The sequence below is a fragment of the Rhodanobacter ginsenosidimutans genome (genome assembly GCF_042655685.1).
Lineage (GTDB): Bacteria > Pseudomonadota > Gammaproteobacteria > Xanthomonadales > Rhodanobacteraceae > Rhodanobacter > Rhodanobacter ginsenosidimutans.
Window position 1 is genome coordinate 433,770 of the sequence record NZ_JBHSMM010000002.1, and the last position, 22,372, is coordinate 456,141.

The following is a 22,372-nucleotide window of genomic DNA, read 5'->3' on the forward strand; positions in this document are numbered from 1 at the left end:
GGACGCCATCAATGAAGAGGTGCAGCCGGTGGATTGCGCCGCGGTGCCCCGCCCATCGGGGCGGCGCTGGCCGTGGGCACCCGCACCCCGGCCGCCGTCGGTGCCGGCACCACCGTGTCTGCGGCGCCTCCAGCGGACGGGGTTTCGACGGCGGTCGCAACCACCACCTGGCGCAGTGTAGGGCCAGCGGCCTGCGCCGCGGGGACTTCGCCGTCGGCCGCCGCGTCGCTGGCGGCGGTGACGCGTGCCGTGGGCAGCTCGCCGGGTATCGCGGAGGCGGCCATGACAACGCTTGGCTCGTCAGCGTGGGCGGCTTCGAGTTTGGGCGAATCGGTGTAGAACCGGCTCGGCGCATTGTGATCACTCAAGACCACCACCAGCACGCGCCGGTTGAGGTTGCGCCCCTCCGGCGTGCTGTTGTCGGCCGCCGGGCGCACCTCGCCCCAGCCGATGATGCCCAACCGGTCGGGATTGACGCCGTGCTCGGAAAACAGCCGCGCGACGGTGGCGGCACGCGCCGCCGACAGCTCCCAGTTGGAGGGATAGAGCATGGTGCGGATGGGCACGTCGTCGGTGTAGCCCTCCACCCGCAACGGGTTGGCGAACGGCGCGAGGATCCCCGACAGGCTGCGCAGGATCGCGCTGGCCGAGGGCGCGAGTTCGGCCACGCCGCTGGGAAACAGGATGTCGGTGCGGATCTCGATTTCCAGCCAGTCCTCGGTGCGACGCAGCACCACCTGCTGCTTGTCGATCAACGGCTGCAACGCCTTCTGCACCTGCTCGGCGATGTCTTTCAGGTTTTCCTGCGCGGTGGCCTGCTTGAAACCCGCATGCGCGCCACGGCCCTCGCCGTGCATCGGCACCGGATGGGGCGGAATGGGCACCGCGATCGGCACGATCGACGAACCGGGCTGGCCGGCGGGCGCCGCGATGGCCGGCTGGATATTGTGCGGGCGCACCTTGGTCGAGGGCATCGGCGCGATCACGTGACTGGAGCCGTTGAACGCCTCCACGATCGACTCGGACATCACCCGGTACTTGCCCTCGTTGACCACCGAGACGGCATACATCACCACGAAGAACGCCAGCAGCAACGTCATCAGGTCGGCATAGGGGATCGCCCACGCCTCGTGATTCATGTGCTCCTCGTGGTGCTTCCTTCTCACGGCAGGTAGCCCTGCAGCCGCGCCTCGATCTGCCGCGGGTTGTCGCCCTGGGCGATGGACACCAGGCCTTCGATGAGGATCTCGCGCATCTGCGACTGCTTGTTGATCAGGCTCTTCAGCCGCGCGGACATCGGCAGCATGAACATGTTGGCCAGCGCCACGCCGTAGATCGTGGCCACGAACGCCGCGGCAATGCCGTGGCCCAGCTTGCTTGGGTCGGCCAGGTTCTGCATCACCGCCATCAGGCCCATCACCGCGCCGATGATGCCCAGCGTGGGCGAATAGATGCCGGCGTTCTCGTATACCTTGGCGCCGGCCAGGTCGACGGCCTCGCGCGTCTGCAGGTCGACCTCGAGCACGCTGCGGATCGCCTCCGGCTCACCACCGTCGACGAGCAGTTGCAGGCCCTTGCTGATGAAGCTATCGGACTCGGCCTCGATCTGCGGCTCCAGCCCCAGCAGACCCTGCCGGCGCGATATTTCGCTCCAGCCGATGATGCGGCTGATCAGGTCGCCGGGCTGATGCCGCGGCGGCTTGTAAACCATCGACATCATCTTCAACGCATGCTTCAGCACCTTGCCCTGGTTCTGCACCAGCAGCGCCGCGAGGGTGCCGAAAAACACGATCACGAACGCCGCAGGGTTCCACAATGCCGCCACCGTGGACCCCTTCAGCACCGTGCCGAGGATGATCACGACGAAGCCAAGAATTGTGCCTATCAGGCTGACCATATCCATGTCGTATCAACCCACCGCGCGCAATGAGGGGAGCAATTGCCCGCGTTCGTCGGCGAGGCCGGCCAGGTCCAGCACCAGCGCCAACCGGCCATCGCCGGTCACCGTGGCGCCGGCTACGCCGGGGACGTCCTCGAACAGCGGGCCCAGTGGTTTGACCATGACATCCTCGCGACCGAGCACCGCATGCACCAGGCAACCCAGCCTTAGATGGCCGATGTGCAGCACCACCACGTGACGGCCGGCGGTCGTCGCCGAGCCGGTCCAGCCGGCCAGGTCGGCCAGCGGCAAGGCGCGGCCACGGTGGTTGGCCACCATGCGGCCGTCGAGCATGCGGTCCTGCCCGGCACTCAATTCGAAAACTTCCTCGACGTTGCCCATCGGCAGCGCCAGCAGGCGCTCGCCCACGCGCACCATCAGCACGCGCAGGATCGCCAGCGTCAGCGGCACACTCAATTCGAGTTCGCTGCCGTGGCCGAGGCGCGATTGCACCTTCAGGCTGCCACCCAGTTCCGCCACGCGGGTCTTGACCACATCCATGCCCACGCCGCGGCCGGAGATGTCGGACACCACCGCGGCGGTGCTGAAACCGGGGCGGAACACCAGCTCGTAGCACTCGACATCGGACAGCCGCGCCGCCTCGTCGGTACTGATCAGGCCCTTCTCGATCGCCTTGCGGCGCAGCACGTTCGCATCCATGCCGCGACCATCGTCGCTGACGGAAATCACGATGTGTTCGCCGCGCTGGCTGGCGGACAGGCACACGCGCGCCTTGTCGGGCTTGCCGGTGCGCTTGCGTTCGTCGGGTGTCTCGACACCATGGTCGAGCGCGTTGCGCAGCAGGTGGATCAGCGGATCGGCCAGCGCTTCGACCAGGCTGCGATCGAGGTCGGTGCCCTCGCCTTCCAGCACCAGCTCCACGTTCTTGCCGAGCTGGCGCGCCAGGTCGCGCACGATGCGCGGAAAACGCTGGAACAGTCGCCCCACCGGCTGCATGCGCATGCCGAGTACGGCGGTCTGCAATTCATCGGCGACACGATCGAGTTCATTGGCGGCGATCACCAACGCCTCGTCCGCGCTGTTCGCCGCGAGGCTGAGCAGGCGGTTGCGCACCAGCACCAGTTCACCGGCGCGATTGACCAACGCATCCAGCCGCGCGGTATCGACACGCACGGTGGTTTCCGCCGTAGCAGCATGACGCGCGGGTGCGGGTGCCGGTGCAGGCACGGCCGCGGGTGCCGGGGCGGGCACGGCGACGACGGGTGGCGCCGATGCAGGCGCCGCGCCGGGCTGGCCGCCCTGACCGTGCAAGGCATCCAGCAAGGCTTCGAATTCGTCATCGTCGATGGCGCTACCGGATGAAGGCGCGGGCACGACCGGAGCGACGGCGACCGGTGCCGGCTCGACCGTGCCGGGCGCGTTGCTGCCATACATCTTGTCCAGCAGCGCCTCGAACTCGCTGTCGTCGATGGCGGCGTTGCCACCGCTCGCCTCGATCGGGGCCGCGACGGGTGCCGGTGCGGCGACCGGCGTGGCCGCGGCGCGGTTCAATCGTTGCAGCAAGGCCGGTGGCGGCATCGCCAGCGGCGCGTCGGCGCCCAGCGCGGCCATCATGTCGTTGAGCAGGTCCAGCGCTTCGAGCAGCGCATCCATCAACGGTGCATCGAGAATCACGGCGCCGTTGCGGGCGCCGTTGAGCAGGTCCTCGGCGTGATGGCACAGATGCACCATCGGCTCGATCGCCAGGAAACCCGCGCCGCCCTTGACCGTATGGAAGGCGCGGAACACCGCATTCAGCAACTCGCTGTCGTGCGGGTTCGCTTCCAGTCCGATCAACTGCTCGCCCAGCGCCTGTACCAGCTCACCGGCTTCGACCAGAAAATCCTGGCGCAGCTCGTTGTCGAACTCTGCGGTCACGGCTGGCGCACCTTAAAACCCGAATTCGCTGAGCAGGCGATCGGCGTCGTCCTGGCTGGATACCTTGACCACGCTGGCCGGCGCCTCGCTGCCTGCCAGCGCACCGGTGAGGCGCACCAGTTCAAGCAGGGACGATTCCACGCTCTCGATGAAGTTGACGACCTTCTTGATGCGCTGGCCGGACAGGTCCTGCCACGACTGCGCCATCACCATGTCGGTCAGGCCCTCGCTGCAGCTGACCGCGAAATCGCGGGCCTCATGCGCCAACACCGCGGCCGGGTCGCTCTTGCTGTCGGTGAAGGACAGCACCTCATTCGCGTTGTGGGCCAGCGATTCGGCGGCCGGGCGCATGCGTTCGGCGAAGTCGATGCTGCGATGGGCGGCCTGGGCACTCATTTCCAGCACGTCATTGAGGTGCTTGCGCGCGTCGGCGACGCTGCCCGGAATGCCTTCGTTGGCCAGCTCGCCACCGAGCCGGCTCATCGCGCCGTGCAGGTCACGGGCCAGCTGGCCCAGCGCGCGGAACAGCCGCTTCTCGCGGTCGCGCACCATCACGTCCAGCGCCTGTTCGAAGGCGGGGCCGTCAGGGCTGTTGAGCAGGTCGCGCAGTTCGGGCGGCAGGTTCTCCGCGTTCAACAACGGCAGGATGGCGTTCATGCATTGGCTCCGGCGGCAGCGATCCGTTCGAAGATCTTGCCGAGCTTTTCTTTCAAGGTGACCGCGGTGAACGGCTTGACGATGTAGCCATTCACGCCCGCCTGCGCGGCGGCGATGATCTGGTCACGGTTGTTCTCGGCGGTGACCATCAACACCGGCAGCCCCTTGAGGGCCGGTTCGGCGCGGATCGCCCGCAACAGGTCGATGCCGGTCATGTTGGGCATGTTCCAGTCGGTCACGACCAGGTCGAACGGCTGGTTGCGCAACATGACCAGCGCGTTCTCGCCATCGTCGGCCTCCTGGATCAGCGGGTTGCTGAAACCCAGCTCGACCAGCAGGTTGCGGACGATGCGCCGCATGGTGGAGAAGTCGTCCACCACCAGGATTTTCATGTTCTTGTCCAAACCACGTTCTCCGTTTGTGCTTTTCGGGTCGAGCTACCGGACCTGGTTCGCCGGTGCCGTTTGTTCAGTCGTACCCGCTTGATCGCGTGTTCAATCGCGCCAGTCACCCAGCCGTGCGCGCAACCGGATCACCGCCTGGCCATGGATCTGGCAGACGCGCGATTCGCTCACGCCGAGCACGGCGCCGATTTCCTTCAAGTTCAATTCCTGCTCGTAGTACAGCGACATCACCAGCTGCTCGCGCTCGGGCAAGCCCGTGATCGCGTCGGCCAGCGCATCGCGCATGCCCTGGTGTTCGATGCTGTCCGCCGGGCTCAGGCCCGATTCGTCGGCCACGTCGAGCGCGGCACTCTCCTCGCCGTCGTCCGGTGCGGTGAGGCTCAGCAACCGGGCGCAGGCCGCATCGGCCAGCACCTGGTGGTATTCCTCGGCACCGATGCCCAGGCGCTTCATCACTTCGGCGTCCTCCGCCTCGGTGCCGGTTTCGGCCTCGATCTGACGCACCACCTCGGCCACTTCGCGGGTCTTGCGATGCACCGAGCGCGGGGTCCAGTCGGTGCGCCGCAGCTCGTCCAGCATGGCGCCACGGATACGGATGCCCGCATACGTCTCGAAGCTGGCGCCCCGGTCGAGGGCGTAATTGCGCGATGCTTCCAGCAAACCGATCATTCCCGCCTGGATCAAGTCGCCCACGTCAACGCTGGTCGGCAACCGCCCCATCAGGTGATAGGCGATGCGTCGCACCAGCGGTGCATGCCGACGTACCAGTTCGTCGGCGCTTTCGCGGGAATGTTGCAGATACTCCGATGCCACGTTCATCTCACCACCCCGTTGACGACACAGGCTGACCGCCAAAGAAGGCGATGCGGCCATGGCCAGCGCGTTCGGGTTCTGCCCATGTATCGACCGCACCTGCCAATTGCTTGAATGCCATTGCCGAACGGCTCGACGGCCACAGGTCCACCACCGCGCACTGGCGGCGGATGGCCTGTCGCAGACGCTCGTCGTGCGGCACCCACCCGGTGAAATCGATCACCACGTCGAGAAAACGGTCGCTCACCCGCGAAAGCTTCTGGTGCAGCTGGCGCGCCTCGCCCTCGTTGCGCACCATGTTGGCGACCATGCGGAAACGGCGCACGCCGAAGTCGCGGCTGAGCACCTTGATCATGGCGTAAGCGTCGGTGAGGGAAGCGGGCTCATCGCACACCACCAACATCACGTCGTCGGTGGCGGCGGCAAACATCGCCACGCTGTCGGACAGCCCCGCGGCGGTGTCGACCAGCAGGTACTGCGGCGGGTGCGGCAGTTCGTCGAACGCGCGGATGACGGCCGCGTGCTCGCCGTTGTCCAGCTGCGCCAGGCGGCGTGCGCCGGAGCCGGCGGGAATCACGCGCAAACCGCGCGGCGCTTCCAGGATCAGGTCTTCCAACCCGCACTCGCCATCGAGCAGGTGGCCGATGTGGCGCGACGGCGTGAGGCCGAGCAGCACGTCGACATTGGCCAGGCCCATGTCGGCATCCAGCAGCATCACGTCGTGGCCGGCCATCGACAGCGACATGCCCAGGTTCACCGATACGGTGCTCTTGCCCACGCCACCCTTGCCACCAGCGACGGCGATGGCGCGGCAGCGCCGGCGTGGCTTGCCCGGCATCTCGAGCAGGCCATCACCCTGCCCCGTGCCTGCCGGACCATTGGGTTCACCTGCCATCGCGGAAAACAGGTTCTTCAGACCGGAGGCCTGGTCCATTGCAAATACTCCACTCATGCGCTGGCCACCGCGAGGCCAAACCGTTCTGCCATCAGACTCTCATCCGGCGCATTGCTTTTCAACGATTGCGCGGCACGGCACACCAGCGTGCGCGCGTTGGCCTCGGCAATGTCCTCGGGCACGCGTTGTCCATCGGTGGTGTAGTCGAGCGGCAAGCGGTGGCGGATCACCACCGACAGCGCGCCGCCGAGGCTGGGCGCCTCATCCAGCTTGGTGAGAATGCAGGCCTGCGGCGCCAGCGGTTCGTAGGCGCGGATGGCTTGTTCCAACGCATCGGACTGCGCATTCGCCGCCAGCACCAGGCAGGCGCGCAACCCGCCGGCGGCGGCAAGCACGTCCATCTGCTGGGCCATGCGCGGGTCGTTGCCGGCCACGCCGGCAGTATCCACCAGCACGGTCTGGCGACCCTGCAGCAGGCCGAGCACCTTGCGCAGGCTGGCCACGTCATGCGCGGGATACACGCGCACGCCGAGCAGCCGGCCGTAATGTTCGAGTTGGGCGGCGGCGCCGATGCGGTAATGGTCGGTGCTGATCAGTGCCACCTGGTCGGCGCCATGGCGAAGTACGGCACGCGCGGCCAGCTTGGCGATGGTGGTGGTCTTGCCCACGCCGGTGGGGCCGACCAGCGCGGTCACGCCGGCGGCGTCGGACAAGCCGCGCCCGCTGATCACCAGGCTGCGGCTGAGCATGCCCAGCGGCAGGTAGCGCGCCTGCTCGGCACTCAATTGATCGGGAAGTTCGGCAACCAGCGCACGCGCCACGTCGGCCTCGATGCCGAGCCGGGTCAGTTCGCGCAGTACCCGCGCGCGCTGCGGCTGGCGGCGGTCCATGTCGTTCCAGGCCAGGCTGGAAAGCTGCATCTCCAGCATCTCGCGCATGCTGCCCAGTTCGGCGCGAAGGCGGGCGGTGTCCTGCGCCGTACGATCGTTCACCTGCTGCGCGGCGGCGACGGAATCCACGGCCACCAGCGGCGGCATCGTGATCTGCGATTCCATGCGGCTCGGATACGGCCGGGGCGGCATCGCGGAAGGAGCCGGGCTGACCGCAGCGAGCGGACGAACCGGCGGCGCAACCGGCCGCGGTGCGGCGGCAACAGCGGCTATCGGCGCCATTTCGACCGGTGCCGTCTCGGGGATGACTGCGGCGGGCACGGCGTCGGATTCCTGCGCCGGCATGACACTGTGCCGCGTGGCTTCGCGGATCAGGGCCTCGTCGTAGTCGATGGCGGCGATGACCTCGATGCCTTCGGCCAGCCGGCGGGTGGACAGGATCACCGCATCGGGACCCTGCTCCTCGCGCACTTCGCGCATGGCCTGGCGCATGTCCTTGGCAACGAAACGCTTGATCTTCATGGCGTGCTCCGGACACGGGAATGGGGAATGGGGAACCGGGAATGGGCAAGAGCCGATGCGTGGCGACCCGTCGCGGAGAGGTGAGGCTGTTCCTGTTTCCGCATGCCGCCATTCCTTGCCGAAGATTCTCGATTCACGATGCCTGCTCCCGGTTCTTATTGACCCAGTGCCTGGACCAGCCGCACGCGGCGGTTGTCAGGCACTTCGTTGTAAGCGAGTACGTGCAGGTTTTGTGCCACATGGCGGGTAAAGCGTGCGAGCCATGGCCGCAACTGTGGCGCAACCAGCAAAACGGCCGGTTCGCCGGTGACTTCCTGGCGACGCGCAGCGTCAGCGACGCTCTGCTGCAGGCGGTCGGCCAGGCCCGGTTCCACCGCGGCGCCAGCCACGCCGCCGCCGGACAGCGAGTTCATCAGGATCTGTTCGAGCTCCGGCGCCAGCGTGATCACCGGCACCTCCGTACCCAGGCCGGTGATCTCCTGCACGATCTGGCGACCCAGCGCCACGCGCACGGCGGCGGTCAGAACGCCGGGATCCTGACTATGAGTGGCATGTTCCGCCAAGGATTCGACGATGCTGCGCATATTGCGGATCGGCACGCGCTCGGCCAGCAGGTTCTGCAGCACCTTCACCACGGCGCCCAGGGTCAGCCGCTTCGGCACCAGGTCCTCGACCAGTTTCGGTGCGGTGGCAGCCAGGCGGTCCAGCAGCTGCTGCACGTCCTGGTGGCTGAGCAATTCGTGCGCGTGGTTTTGCAGGATGTGCGACAGATGGGTGGCGATCACGGTGGCCGGGTCGACCACGGTGTAACCGTAGCTCTGGGCCAGATCGCGCTGGCCGCTGTCGATCCACACCGCTTCCAGGCCGAACGCCGGGTCCCTCGTGGCGATGCCTTGCAGGGTGCCGTGCACCTGGCCGGGGTTGATCGCCATCAGGCGCTCGGTGTGCACCTCCGACTCGCCCATCGGCACGCCCATCAGGGTGATGCGATAAGTGTTGGGGCCCAGATCCAGGTTGTCGCGGATATGCACCGCCGGCACCAGGAAGCCCAGCTCCTGCGACAGCTTGCGGCGCACGGACTTGATCCGCCCCATCAGCTCGCCGCCCTGGTGCGTGTCGACCAGCGGAATCAACCGGTAGCCCACCTCCAGGCCCAGCGGGTCGACGCTGGCCACGTCCTCCCAACCCAGTTCCAGACGCTCGGGCGCCGCGGTAGCTTGCGGCGCTTCGGCCACGGCTTCGGCCAATTGGGCGCGGCTATCGCGCTCGCGTTTCAGCAGCAGCCACGCGGCACCGGCGCAGGCCGCGCCCAGCAGCAGGAAGGCCACGTTCGGCATGCCGGGGATCACGCCCATCACGGTCAGCACCGCAGCGGCCACGCCCAGCGCGCGCGGCTGGCCGAACACCTGGCCGAACACCTGCTTGCCCATGTCCTGGGATTTCGACACGCGGGTGACGATGATCGCCGCGGCCACCGACAGCATCAGCGCCGGCACCTGCGCCACCAGGCCGTCGCCGATGGTCAGCAAGGTGTAGGTGGAGGCGGCCTCACCGGCCGACAGGCCGTGCTGCATCACGCCGACGAAGAAGCCACCGACGATGTTGATGATCAGGATCAGGATGCCGGCGGTGGCATCGCCGCGCACGAATTTCGAGGCACCGTCCATCGAGCCGTAGAAGTCCGCCTCCTCGCGCACTTCCTGGCGGCGATCGCGCGCCTGTTCCTGGGTCAGCAGGCCGGCGTTCAAGTCGGCGTCGATCGCCATCTGCTTGCCGGGCATCGCGTCCAACGTGAACCGCGCGGTCACCTCCGACACGCGGGTGGCGCCCTTGGTCACCACCACGAAGTTGATGATGGTGATGATGATGAACACCACCAGGCCCACGGCGAAGTTGCCGCCGATGACGAACTCGCCGAACGCCTCGATCACCTTGCCGGCGGCGCCGGGGCCATCATGGCCGTGCAGCAGCACCACGCGGGTGGAGGCGATGTTCAGTGCCAGGCGCAGCAAGGTCGCCATCAGCACCACGGTGGGAAACGCCGCGAACTCCAGCGGCCGCATCACGTAGACCACCGCCAGCAGGATCACCAGCGACAGCGCGATATTGAAGCTGAACAACATGTCGAGCAGGAACGGCGGCAGCGGCAACATCAGCATCGCCAGCATCACCAGCATCATCACTGGTGCGCCAATTCCCCGTCGGGCGAAGTGTTTGAAATTGCCTAGTACGTCTGCACCCGTCATGGATTTGACTCGTCATGTGTCGCGATAAGGCCCCATCAGTTCAGGATCGACGTCGGGGACCGGTGCCGCGGGCGGTGTCTCGCCCTGCGCCGTTGCTTGCTTCAGCTGGTAGACGTAGGCCAGTACCTGCGCCACCGCCACGTACAGGGCGGCAGGAATTTCCCGCCCTATTTCCGTGGTTGCATACAAGGCGCGTGCCAACGGCGGCGCTTCGACCATCGGAATGTGATGGGAGCCCGCCACCAGGCGGATTTGCTGGGCCAGCACGTCCACGCCCTTGGCGATCACCCGGGGCGCGCCCATGTGGCCATCGTCGTAGCGCAGCGCCACCGCGAAGTGGGTGGGGTTGACCACCACCACGTCGGCTTTGGGCAGGTCTTCCATCATGCGGCGGCGTGCCTGCGCCTGCTGCACCTGGCGGATGCGCCCCTTCATCTCGGGGTTGCCCTCGCTCTCCTTCATCTCGTCCTTGATTTCCTGCTTGGTCATGCGCAGGTTCTTGCTGTGGTCGTACTTCTGGTAGAGCGCGTCGATGCCGCCGATCAGCGCCAGCATCGAGCCGAACCACAGCGCGGCCCTGCCCATCAGGCTGATCGACTGGGCAATGCCGGCCGTCACCGAACCGCTGCCAGTCGCCTGCAGCTCGCCCTGCCAGTGGCGCAGCAGCAAGGCCAGCACCGTGCCGATAAACAACAGTTTCAGCAGTGCCTTGCCCAGCTCCACCAGGCCACGCATGGCGAAAATCTTGCCCAGCCCCTTGATCGGGTCGAGCCGCTCGAACTTCGGCTCCAGCGCCTTGGCGCTGAAATTCAGTCCGCCCAGCAACAAGGGCGCCGCCACCGTGGCCAGCATCGTCGCCGCCGCCACCGGCCAGAACAGCACCATCGCCTCGTGCATCGCCGCCACCAGCGCGCGGCCGGGCAACGCGTCGGAAAACAGCGCGTCGCGCGAATAGTGCAACCCCAGCGAAAAAATCCGCTGCGCATGCAGGTACGCGCTGGGGCCGCTGCTCATCAGGGCCGCCACGCCAGCCAGCACCACCATCGCGCCGGACAGATCGCGCGATCGCGGAACCTCGCCCTTTTCGCGGGATTCGCGAAGGCGTTTTTCGGTAGGTTGTTCGGTTTTTTCCTGGTCGCTGTCGTCAGCCACGGCGTCAGCTCCCTATGAGGTTGCGCATCAGCGACCAGGCGTCGCCCTGCAAGGCCTCGAACGCACCGGGCAGGCTGCGCAGCGACAACCACAACGCAACGAAACCCAGCGACACGGTGATCGGAAAACCCACCGCGAACAGGTTCATCGACGGCGCCGCGCGGCTGATCGCCGCAAAGCCGATGTTCACCACCAGCAGCGACGTCATCGCCGGCAACGCCACCCGCACCGAGCCGGCAAACAGCTCCGCGCCAAAACTGGCCACCGCGTGCAGGCCATTGGCGTTGATCGCCGGCACGCCCGGCGGCAAGGTATGAAAGCTGTCGGCAAGCAGCGCAATCAGGCGCAAGTGGCCGTCCATCACCAGAAACAGCAGCGTCACCAGTATCAGGTAGAACTGGCTCAACACCGGCGAGCTGCCGCCGGCCTGCGGGTTCACCACTTCGGCGAAACCCAGGCTCATGCTCTGCGCAATCAGGGTCCCGCCCAGCGACACCGCCTCGAACACCAGCTTCAACACGAAACCGATGGCCGCGCCGATCAACACCTGCCCCGCCATCGTCGCCACGCCTTCGGCGCTCAACGGATCGATCGTGGCCGAGGCCATCGGCGCCAGCACCAGCGTCAACACCACCACCACGCCCACCCGGATCCGCGCCGAGATCACCGTGGCGCTGAAAATCGGCGCCACCAGGCACAGCCCGCTGACCCGCGCCAACGCCCAGAACAGGCTACCCATCCAGGCCGGCAGCTGCGCCAGATCCAGCCCTGTCATCTGATCGCACTCGGCAGGCTTTCGATCAACTGCTTGGTGAACTGAACCAGCACCCGCAGCATCCACGGCCCGGTGACCAAGGCCACCAGCGCCATCGCAATCAGCTTGGGGATGAAGCTCAGGGTCATCTCGTTGATCTGCGTGGCCGCCTGGATCACGCCGATCAGCAGACCCACGGCCAGCGCGGTCAGCAACAACGGCGCGGCCACCAGCATCGCCACATACAGCGCGTGCTGGCCAAACTCCATGATGGATTCAGGCGTCATGGGTTGCTCCGTGGTGTGCACACCCCTGTAGGAGCGCACCCTGTGCGCGATGCTCTTGCTCTGGATTTTTGTAGGAGCGACTTCAGTCGCGACGCTTTTGGTTGGTCGAGCAAGAGCGAGAGCTCTCGATCGCCGTTGGCGCTCGAAGGCGATCGAAAGCTTTTGCTCTTGCTTGACCAGAGAGCGTCGCGACTGAAGTCGCTCCTACAGGTCATCGGTGCGACACAAGCAAAAGCATCGCGCACAGGGTGCGCTCCTACAGATGGCGTAGCCTGCGCGGTCACGTGTAGAAGCTCCCCGCCAGGGTGCCGAGCAGCAGCGTCCAGCCATCGACCAGCACGAACAGCATGATCTTGAACGGCAGCGAGATGATCATGGGTGAGACCATCATCATGCCCATCGACATCAGCACGCTGGCCACCACCAGATCGATGATCAGGAACGGCACGAACAGCAGGAAGCCCATCTGGAACGCCGTCTTCAACTCGCTGGTGAGGAAGGCCGGCATCGCCACCTTGAACGGCACGTCGGCCTTGCTGGCGTACGGTTTTTCCTTGGCCAAGCGGGTGAACAACTGCAGATCCGCGTCGCGAGTCTGGTCCAGCATGAAGTGCTTGAACGGCGCGGTGGCCGCCGGCAATGCCAGCTCGGCGCTGAGGTTGCCATCCATGTATGGCTTCACACCCTCGTCGTAGGCCTTGGTCAGCACCGGCGACATCACGAACAGGGTGAGAAACAGCGCCAGCCCCAGCAGCACCTGGTTGGGTGGCGTGGACTGCGTGCCCAATGCCTGACGCAGGAAACCCAGCACGATGATGATGCGAGTGAACGACGTCATCATCAGCAGGATCGCCGGCAACAGCGTCAGCGCCGTCATCAGCGCCAGCACCTGCAGCGACAGCGTCCAGTTCTTGGCGCCGTCGGCGGCGGTCTGCACGTTCAACACCGGGATGCCCGGCGTCACCGCCCACGCGCCCAGCGGCAGCACCACCAGCAGTGCTGCGATGATCCAGCGCCAACGCTTCATGAGCGGCGCTTCCAGCGTGCCAGCAGGTCGCTGGCACTGGGCAGGGGCTTGATTGGATCCGGCTCGCTTGGCGCGGGCACTTCGCCGTCGTACACGTGCAGCGTGCGGGTACCGCCTGCGCCCATGCTTACCAGCAGGCGCTTGCCGTCGGCATCGATCAGCAACAGGCGCTCGCGCGCGCCCACCGCGAAGGTTTCCACGCAGCGGATGCGGCGCCCACCCATGCCGGGGCGGCGCTGCAACCGGCGGGTGAGCCAGCCGGCCACCACGATCAACGCAATGATGCCGAACAGGCTCAGGATCACCCGCACCAGTTCGCTGGCGGGATCGAATTCGGCGGCGGCTGGTGCCACCGCCAGCATGAGGGCCAGGGTATTCATCGCAGTTTGCGCACGCGTTCCGCGGGGCTGATCACGTCGGTCAGGCGGATGCCGAACTTCTCGTTGATCACCACCACTTCTCCGTGCGCCACCAGGGTGCCATTGACGAACACATCCAGCGGTTCGCCGGCGGCACGATCCAGTTCCACCACCGAGCCCTGGTTGAGCTGCAGCAGGTTGCGGATGCTGATGCGGGTGCGCCCCACTTCCATCGCCAGGGTCACCGGCACATCCAGGATCATGTCGAGGTTGACCTCGCCCAGGCCGCCGGGGAGGTTCTGCAGGGAATCGAACTGGACGCGTTCGCTCGGGTCGGCAACCGCGCTGTCTTCGGTGGACTGGTTCATGCTGGCTTCTTCTCTGTCTGGTGATCGCCGGACATGCGCCTTTCGCGCCGCCCGGCCTGGGTATGGAAACGCACCGCATTGCGGCCGTTGGATTGGCCGTAGCTGCCGCGGAACACCGGCACGTCCTCGGCATAGACGGTGGTCAGTTCGGGCAACTGGATCGGGATGACGTCGCCCGGACGCAGGTGCAGGAACTCGCCGATGCTGAGCCGCGTTTCGAGCAGCAGCGAACTCAGCGCCACCTCGGCGTCGAGCACTTCCTCATGCAGGAACTCGGCCCAGCGATCGTCGCGATCGACCCGATCGCTCTGCACGCCGGCGTCCAGCAAGGTGCGAATCGGCTCGACCATCGCGTACGGCAAGGTGAGATGGATTTCGCCGCCACCGCCATCGAGCTCGACGTGGAAGCGGGACACCACCACCGTTTCGGTGGGGCTGACGATGTTGGCGAACTGCGGGTTGATCTCGGAGTTGATGTACTCGAAATCCAGCCCCAGCACCGGTGCCCACGCTTCGGTCATCGCGCCGAACAGCTCGGTCAGCATGATCTGGATGACGCGGTTTTCGGTGGCGGTGAAATCGCGGCCTTCGATGCGCGCGTGGTAGCGGCCATCGCCACCGAAGAAGTTGTCGATCACGGTGAACACCAGCCGCGGCTCGAATACCACCAGCGCACTGCCGCGCAGCGGCTTGATACGCACCAGGTTCAAATTGCTGGGCACCGCCAGGCCATGCACGTACTCGGTGAACTTCACCATCTTCACGCCCAGCACCGACACTTCGCAGGTCTTGCGCAACACGTTGAAGATCGCGGTGCGGAAGAATCGCGCAAAACGGTCGTTGACCATTTCCAGCGTGGGCAGGCGCCCGCGCACCAGCCGGTCCTGCTGGGTGAAGTCGTACGAAAGCACGGTGCCCGGCGGCAGCGGCTCGTCGGTGCCGGTGGTGACATCGCCACCTTCGACGCCGTCCAGCAACGCATCGATTTCGTCCTGGGAAAGCAGATCGCTCATCGCGGCGTCCCGGTCACTGCATCACGAAGCTGGTGAAGTACAACGCATCCACGCCGGGCCTTCCCAGGCGCGCCTGCACGATCTTGCGCACCGCCGCCAGCGCCTGCGCCTGCAGCTTGTCGCGACCGGCGGTATTGCTGATGATCGAGTATTCCTGGCTGCTGAAAAGCGACACCAGCGCATCACGGATCACCGGGTCGGCGGCCTTGGCCGCGGCCAGCGCATCGGCGTCATGCGACATCAGCGTGATGCCCACCTGCAGATAGCGCAGCGACTCATCGTCGCGAAAATTGACCACGAACGGCGGATCGAGCGGCAGGTACAGCTCCGCCTTCGACGCCGGGTTGGCGTTCTTGGCCTCGGCCTTGGCGTGCATCGTCTTGTAGGCGAAGCCGCCACCGCCAAGCGCCAACAGCAGCAGCACCAGGCCGATGATCATCGCGAGGGGACTTTTCTTCTTCGGTGCAGGTGGTGCCTCAACCCGCCCTTCGTCGGCTACAGCCATGGAAAACCTCGGTCTCAGTTTCAGGGGAAAGCCCGTGCAACCGGGCGATGCCCATCAGAAGCAAACCGTGTGCCATCGGCGAAAAGCGCATGGCAGCTAGGATCTGGCGGAGACGCGCGGGCAACGTGGCGCTTTCTTGACGCCTGGCGGCAGGTTGACGTGACGCTTTGGTGCCGGGATGGGAATTCGCAGGGACGACAAAACTGTGCGACAGGAACATGCATGCCCGTGGCGGGCGCTGCTTTGCGATTCCCTATTCCCTATTTTCCATTCCCGCCTCAGGCAAACGCATCCAGCAAGCCGACCGAAACGGGTGATGCCGCCAGGCCATGGATGTCGCCGACGTCATCGATTCCGGCGCCTTCGGCGGTTTGATGTTCACCACCGTTGTGGCTGCCGCGGTCATGCTGGCCGACTTCGGTGTGGCCCAGCGAGAGTCCGTGCTGGCCCAGCATCTGGTCGAGCTGCGGCAGGCTTTGCTGCACGGCCGCCACCGCACCGGGGTGTTGCGCGTTGAACACCACGTCGACCCGACCGTGGTTGACGCTGACCTTGATGTCGAGCTGGCCCAAATCCTCCGGATTCAACCGGATGCGTGCCTGCTTGACGTCCTGCCCACCCAGCCAGGCCACTTGCTGGCCAAGCTCCTGGGCAAAGCCGTGGCCGCCCGCGGGTGTGGGAATCTGCAATTGATGCACCGTCGGCGCCGCCTGGGTGCCTGTGCTGTGCGACGTCAGCGCGGCGGCTGGCTGGGTCGCCGCATCGCCGGGTTTGTCGACGGCGGCGAGCCGGGTTTCGCTGGCGGCGAGCCGGGCCTCGCCCGCGGCAAGCATGATCCCGGCACCTGGCGGCAAGGCCGTGATGTCTGCGGTCGCGTTGGCGGCGGTACCGGTGGCGGCCGTGTTCAATTTCAGCAGGGCCGCCGCGCCGGCGTCGCCAGCCACGGCCTTGCCGGCGAGACCGACCTTCGCGTCGGCAAGGCCAGCAAGCGGCGGTCGCAAGGTGGTGGTGGCAGGCCCGAGCAGGGCCAGCATCGCACTGGCCAGCGCCGCGGCCGGGGTGTCACCATCGGCCGGCGCGTCGTCGTCGGTGTCCTTGGTGATCGCGGTTGTCTCGACCGCGGTGCCGGCGACGGTCTTGGCGGGTACGGCCGCCGGTGCGCTCGCGGCAGGCGGCGTGTCCGCCGTCTTGCCGGCCTGATCACCGGACGGCGCCTTCTTGCCGTCGTCAGCGGGCGAGGCCTGCTTCTGGCGGGCGGCGTCGAGTTGCTGATCGAACTTGCCGGGGCTGGATGCCGCGTCGCGCGGCTCGGGCGTCGGTGTGGCGCGCGGAACGGCGGCGGGGAGAACAGCGGCGGTAGCGGTCATGGCGAAGTGACTCCGTCAGCAGTGGCGTGCGTGGGCGACAACAGGCCGTGCGCACGCCGGGTAGCGAAAAACAGGCGGCAGGTGCGCGCCCGGCGCACCCTGCATACCCTGAATGAAAGGCAAGATCCGCGCCATCAGCGTGGCCGCCGGTATTGCATGCGTTCGTCGATCTCGGCCTGCTCGTGGCGGTCGGCGGCCTGGCGCTCCTCTTCGATGCAGTGTTCGATCACGCTGTCGAGCGCGCTTTCGCGCGCATGCGCCTGGTGCCAGCGGCCGCGCACCTGGTCGAGCAGGCGCTGCAGGCGGGCAACCTCGCTGGTCTGCTGCGCGATCGCCTGGTCGATGCGCTCGACGAATTTCTGACGGTTCAGCAGAGCGCTCACGGTCAGGCTGCCGTCGCCGTTGCTGGCGTATTCCTGGCGGTAGCGCTTCAGCTCGCCCAACTGGTGCTCGCCTTTGGCCAGCTGCTGCTGTTGCAAGGCCAGTTGCGCCAGCGCCTCCTCGGTGCGTTGTTTCGCCTGGTCCACCGCCGGCTGCAATTGCACTGCGCGCGAACTCATCCGGGCACCTGCTCGGCCAGTTCATCGAGTTTGGTGATGGCCATCTCGAGCGTCATCGGTTCATCCACCTCCTGCTGCAGGAAGGCGCGCAGTTGCGGCCACATGTCGATGGCCAGATCGACCTGCGGGTCGGAGCCTTTCTGGTACGCGCCCACGGCGATCAGGTCGCGCTGCTGGCGATAGGCGGAATAGACTTGGCGGAAACGCTGCGCCGCGCGCAGATGCTCGCGTGCCACCACGGCGGGCATCACGCGGCTGATCGACGCCTCGATGTCGATGGCCGGGTAATGCCCGGCTTCGGCCAGGTCGCGTGACAGCACGATATGGCCGTCCAGAATGGCGCGCGCCGCATCCGCGATCGGATCGTGGCGGTAATCATCGCCCTCGGTAAGCACCGTGTAGAACGCGGTGATCGAACCGCGGCCGTCCGCATCGTTGCCGGCGCGCTCGACCAGTGCCGGCATCATCGCGAATACCGAGGGCGGGTAACCCTTGGTGGCCGGCGGCTCGCCGATGGCCAGCGCGATCTCGCGCTGCGCTTGGGCGTAGCGGGTGATCGAGTCCATCAGCAGCAGCACGCGCATGCCGCGGTCGCGGAACCACTCGGCGATGGCGGTGGCGTACTGCGCGCCGCGCAAGCGTTTCAGCGGCGGCGCGTCGGCCGGCGCGGCCACGATCACGGCGCGGCGGCGGCCTTCCTCGCCCAGCGTGTGCTCGACGAATTCCTTCACCTCGCGGCCGCGCTCGCCGATCAGCCCCACCACCACCACGTCGGCGTTGGTGTAGCGCGTCATCATGCCCAGCAAGGTGGATTTGCCCACGCCGGAGCCGGCGAACAGGCCCAGCCGCTGGCCGCGGCCCACGGTGAGCAAGGCATTGATCGCACGCACGCCCACGTCCAGCGGCGCATCGATGGGCTTGCGTGCCATCGGGTTGATCGGCTCGCTCTTGAGCGCCGCATGTTCATCGGATTCCAGCGGGCCCAGGCCATCCAGTGGTATGCCATCGGCGCCCACCACACGGCCCAGCAGCGCATGACCCACCGGCAGGCCGCGGGTGTGCGCGCAGGGGCGGACGCGGGCGTTGGGCAATACGCCGTGCATGTCGCCGACCGGCATCAGCAGCAGCCGTTCGTCGGCAAAGCCCACGACTTCGGTATCCAGTTGCGCGCCGTCGGCGGTGTCGACCAGGCAGCGCGCGCCGAGCGCCGCTTCGCAACCTTCCGCCTCCAGCGTCAATCCCACGACCCGCCGCAGGCAGCCTTCGACCGCCAGCGTACGCACGGTCTCCGCGCGCGCCGTGCGCCGGGCCAGCTTCTGCTGCCACGACAGCTGCCGCGCGACGGTGTCGACCTGGGCATTCATGCGCCAGCCTCGTCGTCCACATCGTCACCGAGCGCCGCATCGACCACCGCGGCCAGGCGTGCTTCGACGGTGGCATCGAGGCGGGAACGTTCGCTTTCCAGCTGGCAGCCGCCGCGCGTCAGGCTGGCGTCCGCGTGCAGTTGCCAATGGCTTTCGACCGCGCCCAGCTCGCGCAGCAAGGCCAGGTCATCGGGGTGAATATGCACGCGCAGGTCGCGCGTGGCCGCGGGCAAGGCCGCGGCGGCCTGGCGCACGGCTTTGGCGATCAGGTCGGGGGACAATTGCAGCTCGCGCGCCACGACGCGCCGCGCCATCACGATCGCCAGCCGCGCCAGCTCCTGCTCGGTGCGGTCGTCGAGTGCCTGCAGCGGACGGGCGGCGGCCTCGCACAGTGCGTCGAAGCGCACCATGTTCTGTTGCAATTGCTGTCGCGCGGCAGCCAGCCCTTCGGCACGGCCGGCGGCATAGCCTTCCTCGCGCGCCTGCTGCTCCAGCGCTTCGAGATCGCGCACGGTCGGCTGCGGCGGGTCGTCCTTGCGGCGGTTCGGCAACTCGCCGTTGCCCACGTTGGGCAATTCCCAACGCTGCACATCAGGCCCGTTGCCGACGACCGCGACCATCAGACGAACTCATCGCCGCTGGAGGACAGGTTGAGCTGGCCGGCATCGGACAGCTTGCGGGCGATCACCAGCACCTCCTTCTGCGCCGCGTCGACGTCGCTCAGGCGCACCGGACCCTTCACTTCCAGGTCGTCGCGCATCATGTCGGCGGCGCGCTTGGACATGTTGGCGAAGATCTTTTCGCGGATGGCCGGTTCGGCGCCCTTCAATGCGGTGATCAGCGTGCCCGACGGCACTTCGCGCAGCAGCGTCTGCATGCCGCGGTCGTCCAGCTCGGCCAGGTCCTCGAACACGAACATCAAGTCCTCGATACGCCCGCTGAGGGCCTCGTCGTGAGTACGGATGGCACCCATCAACTCGGTTTCGCGACTGGACTCCATCGCATTGAGGATGTCGGCGGCGGCCTTGAGCCCGCCCACGTTGGCGGACTTCAGTTTCTTGGTGGTGCCGGAGAACTGACGCTCCATGATTTCATCGAGCTCGTTCAGCGCATGCGGCTGCACGCCGTCGAGCGTGGCGATGCGCATCACCGCGTCGCTGCGCACGCGCTCGGGCAGGTAGCCAAGTACCTCGGCGGCCTGGTCCGGTTCGAGATGCGCCAGCACCAGCGCGATGATCTGCGGATGCTCCTGGTTGATCATCTCGGCGATGGCGCGGCTCTCCATCCACTTCAGCGATTCCAGGCCCTTGCTGCTGCGACCCAGCAGGATGCGGTCGATCAGGCCGCCAGCCTTGTTCTCACCCAACGCGTTGACGAGGATCTTGCGGATGTACTCCTCGGTGCCCACGCCCAGCGCGGTCTGCTGGCCCATGTCGGCGTCGAGCTTGTCCAGCACCACCTCGACCTGCTCGCGCGATACACCGGACAGGGCGGCCATGGCCGACCCCACCGCCTGCACGTCGCGCGCGCTGAGGTGCTTGAGCACTTCGGCAGCGTCCTCTTCGCCCAGCGTCAGCAGCAGAATGGCCGCACGCTGCGCACCGGAAATCTTGGATTGATCAACTGCCATCTTCGCTCACCCAGTTCTTTACCACCTGAGCCACCTGTTTCGGATTTTCGGTCACCATCCGGCGAGCCGCTCCCACGCGTTGCTCGTAGGCAAGCGCGGGTGTGTTGTGCAACCGCGCCGGCTCGTCCGCGTCCTGCGGTTCGTCATCGACGCGTACGGAAATCTGCGGCATCGGCGACGGCAATGCACGCGCCGGAGCCTCCCCTCGCAACAGCCCTTTCAACAGCGGTCGCAGCACGCCGAACGCTACCAGAAGCGCCAGCAGGATACCGACGCCCTGCTTGATCAGATCCATCATGCCTGGCCGTTGCCAGAACGGCGTATCCGGCAAGGCCTCGGGCGAGGGACCGCGCTGGAACGACTGGTTGACCACGCTGACGCTGTCGCCGCGCGCGGCGTTGAAGCCCACGGCGTTCTTGGTCAGGTCGGTGAGGTGTTGCAACTCCTGCGCGGTGAACGGCACGCTGGTGGCCGGCTTCGGATCGCCGCCCTCGGTGGTGCCGCCGCTGACCAGCTTGTTGTCCAGCACCACCGCCACGGTGAGCCGCGCCAACCGCCCGGCCGGATCGCTGACATGGCTGATGGTGCGGTCCAGTTCGTAATTGCGGGTGGCACTGCTGGACGTATCGGCGGTGCTGGTGGTCGTGGTGGTGGTGCCGGTGGCCGCCTTCGGATCGGGCTTGGCGTTGGCGGCGCCCGCATCCGGATTGGCCGCGGTCGGCTGGGCCACCAACGCGGGCGGCTGGTTGCTCAGCGCGCCGGGCACGCCGCCCTGGGCGCCATCGCCGCGGCGTTCGCTGCTGGTCTGCTCGCTGCGCAGCGCCGGGTGGTCGTGGCCGAAGGTTTCGGTGGCTTTCTCGGTCTGGCTGAAATCCAGATCCGCATACACCTGCGCCCGCACCCTGCCCGGCCCCACCAGCGGGGTCAGCAATTGTTCGATGCGTTCGGCGTAGGTGTTCTCGATACGGGTGGAAAGGCGCAGGCGGCTGTCGCCGATGGCGCCGGGGCTGTCCGGGTCGGTGGTGAGCAACTGGCCCTGCTGGTCGATCACCGACACCTGGCGCGTATCCAGATCCGGCACGCTGGCAGACACCAGGTGCACGATCGCCGCCACCTGGCCGGCGTCCAACTGGCGGCCCGGGTACAGCGTCACCAGCACCGAGGCGGTGGCCGGGCGGTTGTCGCGGATGAAGGCCGACGGCTTAGGCAAGGCCAGGTGCACGCGCGCGGAGCGTACCGACTGCAGCCCGCCGATGGTGTTGCCCAGGTCGGTCTCCAGCAGTTGCTGGTAACGGGTGCGCTCGGCCAGGTCGCTCATGCCGAACGGCGAATCGCCACCCGTGGCGGTGGATGAGGCCGTGCCCTGAGGCAGGCCCTGGCCGGCAAGTTTCAGCCGCAGCGCGGCCAGGTCGGCGGCCGGCGCCATGATCGACGAGCCATCGCTGCTGAGCTTGAACGGCGTGTTGGTGGATTGCAGCTGCTGCGTGATCGCGGCGGCGTCGTTCTGCCCGAGCCCCGCATACAGCAAGCCGTAGTTCGGCCCGCGCGACCACAGCACCACGGCAACCCCCAGCGCCACCGCGCCGGCCACGGCCACCAGCAACATGAGCTGGCGCGCCGCCGGGTTGCGGGAAAGCTGCTTGAAGGTATCAAGGCGACCGTTGTTGTCGGTGGTCGCGATGCCGTTGTCGGCCATGGGGCTGCTCGTTTTCTATGAAGGGAGTCGGCGGTGGACGAAGTGC

Annotated in this window: 23 protein-coding genes; all 23 read right to left on the reverse strand. The window is 66.9% G+C overall.

Translation table 11 applies throughout. The annotated features are described in order from the left end of the window. Window positions 1-8 precede the first annotated feature (8 nt). Complete coding sequence (gene motD / locus ACFPK0_RS11835) at window positions 9-1,166, reverse strand: flagellar motor protein MotD (protein ID WP_200946378.1); 1,158 nt, start codon at window positions 1,164-1,166, stop codon at window positions 9-11. Continuing rightward, a complete protein-coding gene (locus tag ACFPK0_RS11840) occupies window positions 1,163-1,903 on the reverse strand; it encodes a flagellar motor protein (protein ID WP_056085217.1) in 741 nt (246 codons plus the stop codon). The genes motD and ACFPK0_RS11840 overlap by 4 nt, the downstream gene beginning before the upstream one ends. Window positions 1,904-1,909: 6 nt before the next feature. Further along, the gene (locus tag ACFPK0_RS11845; RefSeq protein ID WP_377340988.1) at window positions 1,910-3,817 is read right to left on the reverse strand and encodes a chemotaxis protein CheA; all 1,908 of its coding nucleotides are present in this window, start codon (window positions 3,815-3,817) and stop codon (window positions 1,910-1,912) included. A gap of 12 nt (window positions 3,818-3,829) precedes the next feature. After that, complete coding sequence (locus tag ACFPK0_RS11850) at window positions 3,830-4,474, reverse strand: protein phosphatase CheZ (RefSeq protein WP_056085221.1); 645 nt, start codon at window positions 4,472-4,474, stop codon at window positions 3,830-3,832. Continuing rightward, window positions 4,471-4,878 carry a chemotaxis response regulator CheY gene (locus ACFPK0_RS11855; protein WP_007080063.1) on the reverse strand — a complete coding sequence of 136 codons (408 nt, stop codon included), beginning with the start codon at window positions 4,876-4,878 and terminating at the stop codon, window positions 4,471-4,473. Before ACFPK0_RS11855 ends, ACFPK0_RS11850 begins: the two co-directional genes overlap by 4 nt. A 90-nt stretch (window positions 4,879-4,968) precedes the next feature. Then, window positions 4,969-5,697: an RNA polymerase sigma factor FliA gene (locus ACFPK0_RS11860; RefSeq protein ID WP_007080064.1), complete on the reverse strand. Its 729-nt coding sequence runs from the start codon at window positions 5,695-5,697 to the stop codon at window positions 4,969-4,971. Between the two features lies 1 nt (window position 5,698). Beyond that, window positions 5,699-6,625 carry a MinD/ParA family ATP-binding protein gene (locus ACFPK0_RS11865; protein WP_056085223.1) on the reverse strand — a complete coding sequence of 309 codons (927 nt, stop codon included), beginning with the start codon at window positions 6,623-6,625 and terminating at the stop codon, window positions 5,699-5,701. A 14-nt stretch (window positions 6,626-6,639) separates the two neighbouring features. After that, window positions 6,640-7,998, reverse strand: a complete 1,359-nt coding sequence (flhF, locus tag ACFPK0_RS11870; RefSeq protein ID WP_056608130.1) for a flagellar biosynthesis protein FlhF — start codon at window positions 7,996-7,998, stop codon at window positions 6,640-6,642. Between the two features lie 155 nt (window positions 7,999-8,153). After that, entirely contained in the window at window positions 8,154-10,244 is a 2,091-nt protein-coding gene (gene flhA, locus ACFPK0_RS11875) for a flagellar biosynthesis protein FlhA (RefSeq protein ID WP_056085226.1), read from the reverse strand. 12 nt (window positions 10,245-10,256) lie between these two features. Continuing rightward, entirely contained in the window at window positions 10,257-11,396 is a 1,140-nt protein-coding gene (gene flhB, locus ACFPK0_RS11880; RefSeq protein WP_377340992.1) for a flagellar biosynthesis protein FlhB, read from the reverse strand. Between the two features lie 4 nt (window positions 11,397-11,400). Further along, window positions 11,401-12,171, reverse strand: a complete 771-nt coding sequence (fliR, locus tag ACFPK0_RS11885; RefSeq protein WP_377340994.1) for a flagellar biosynthetic protein FliR — start codon at window positions 12,169-12,171, stop codon at window positions 11,401-11,403. After that, window positions 12,168-12,437, reverse strand: a complete 270-nt coding sequence (gene fliQ / locus ACFPK0_RS11890) for a flagellar biosynthesis protein FliQ (protein WP_007080070.1) — start codon at window positions 12,435-12,437, stop codon at window positions 12,168-12,170. Before fliQ ends, fliR begins: the two co-directional genes overlap by 4 nt. A 280-nt stretch (window positions 12,438-12,717) precedes the next feature. Beyond that, window positions 12,718-13,464 (reverse strand): flagellar type III secretion system pore protein FliP, encoded by a 747-nt coding sequence (gene fliP / locus ACFPK0_RS11895; protein WP_007080071.1) that lies wholly within the window; start codon window positions 13,462-13,464, stop codon window positions 12,718-12,720. Next, a complete protein-coding gene (locus tag ACFPK0_RS11900) occupies window positions 13,461-13,844 on the reverse strand; it encodes a FliO/MopB family protein (RefSeq protein ID WP_377340997.1) in 384 nt (127 codons plus the stop codon). The genes fliP and ACFPK0_RS11900 overlap by 4 nt, the downstream gene beginning before the upstream one ends. Next, window positions 13,841-14,191 (reverse strand): flagellar motor switch protein FliN, encoded by a 351-nt coding sequence (gene fliN / locus ACFPK0_RS11905; RefSeq protein WP_056085233.1) that lies wholly within the window; start codon window positions 14,189-14,191, stop codon window positions 13,841-13,843. Before fliN ends, ACFPK0_RS11900 begins: the two co-directional genes overlap by 4 nt. Beyond that, window positions 14,188-15,204, reverse strand: coding sequence for a flagellar motor switch protein FliM (fliM, locus tag ACFPK0_RS11910; RefSeq protein WP_056085235.1), 1,017 nt, complete (start codon window positions 15,202-15,204; stop codon window positions 14,188-14,190). Before fliM ends, fliN begins: the two co-directional genes overlap by 4 nt. A 13-nt stretch (window positions 15,205-15,217) precedes the next feature. Beyond that, the gene (locus tag ACFPK0_RS11915; protein ID WP_056085236.1) at window positions 15,218-15,709 is read right to left on the reverse strand and encodes a flagellar basal body-associated FliL family protein; all 492 of its coding nucleotides are present in this window, start codon (window positions 15,707-15,709) and stop codon (window positions 15,218-15,220) included. A gap of 278 nt (window positions 15,710-15,987) precedes the next feature. Continuing rightward, window positions 15,988-17,076, reverse strand: a complete 1,089-nt coding sequence (locus ACFPK0_RS11920; protein ID WP_377341000.1) for a flagellar hook-length control protein FliK — start codon at window positions 17,074-17,076, stop codon at window positions 15,988-15,990. A gap of 134 nt (window positions 17,077-17,210) precedes the next feature. Then, complete coding sequence (gene fliJ / locus ACFPK0_RS11925; protein WP_056608142.1) at window positions 17,211-17,636, reverse strand: flagellar export protein FliJ; 426 nt, start codon at window positions 17,634-17,636, stop codon at window positions 17,211-17,213. After that, window positions 17,633-19,000 (reverse strand): flagellar protein export ATPase FliI, encoded by a 1,368-nt coding sequence (fliI, locus tag ACFPK0_RS11930; protein ID WP_056085242.1) that lies wholly within the window; start codon window positions 18,998-19,000, stop codon window positions 17,633-17,635. The genes fliJ and fliI overlap by 4 nt, the downstream gene beginning before the upstream one ends. Continuing rightward, window positions 18,997-19,620, reverse strand: coding sequence for a FliH/SctL family protein (locus tag ACFPK0_RS11935; RefSeq protein ID WP_377341003.1), 624 nt, complete (start codon window positions 19,618-19,620; stop codon window positions 18,997-18,999). Before ACFPK0_RS11935 ends, fliI begins: the two co-directional genes overlap by 4 nt. After that, entirely contained in the window at window positions 19,620-20,609 is a 990-nt protein-coding gene (gene fliG / locus ACFPK0_RS11940; RefSeq protein WP_200946384.1) for a flagellar motor switch protein FliG, read from the reverse strand. The genes ACFPK0_RS11935 and fliG overlap by 1 nt, the downstream gene beginning before the upstream one ends. A gap of 10 nt (window positions 20,610-20,619) precedes the next feature. Beyond that, entirely contained in the window at window positions 20,620-22,326 is a 1,707-nt protein-coding gene (gene fliF, locus ACFPK0_RS11945; protein WP_056085247.1) for a flagellar basal-body MS-ring/collar protein FliF, read from the reverse strand. Window positions 22,327-22,372 lie beyond the last annotated feature (46 nt).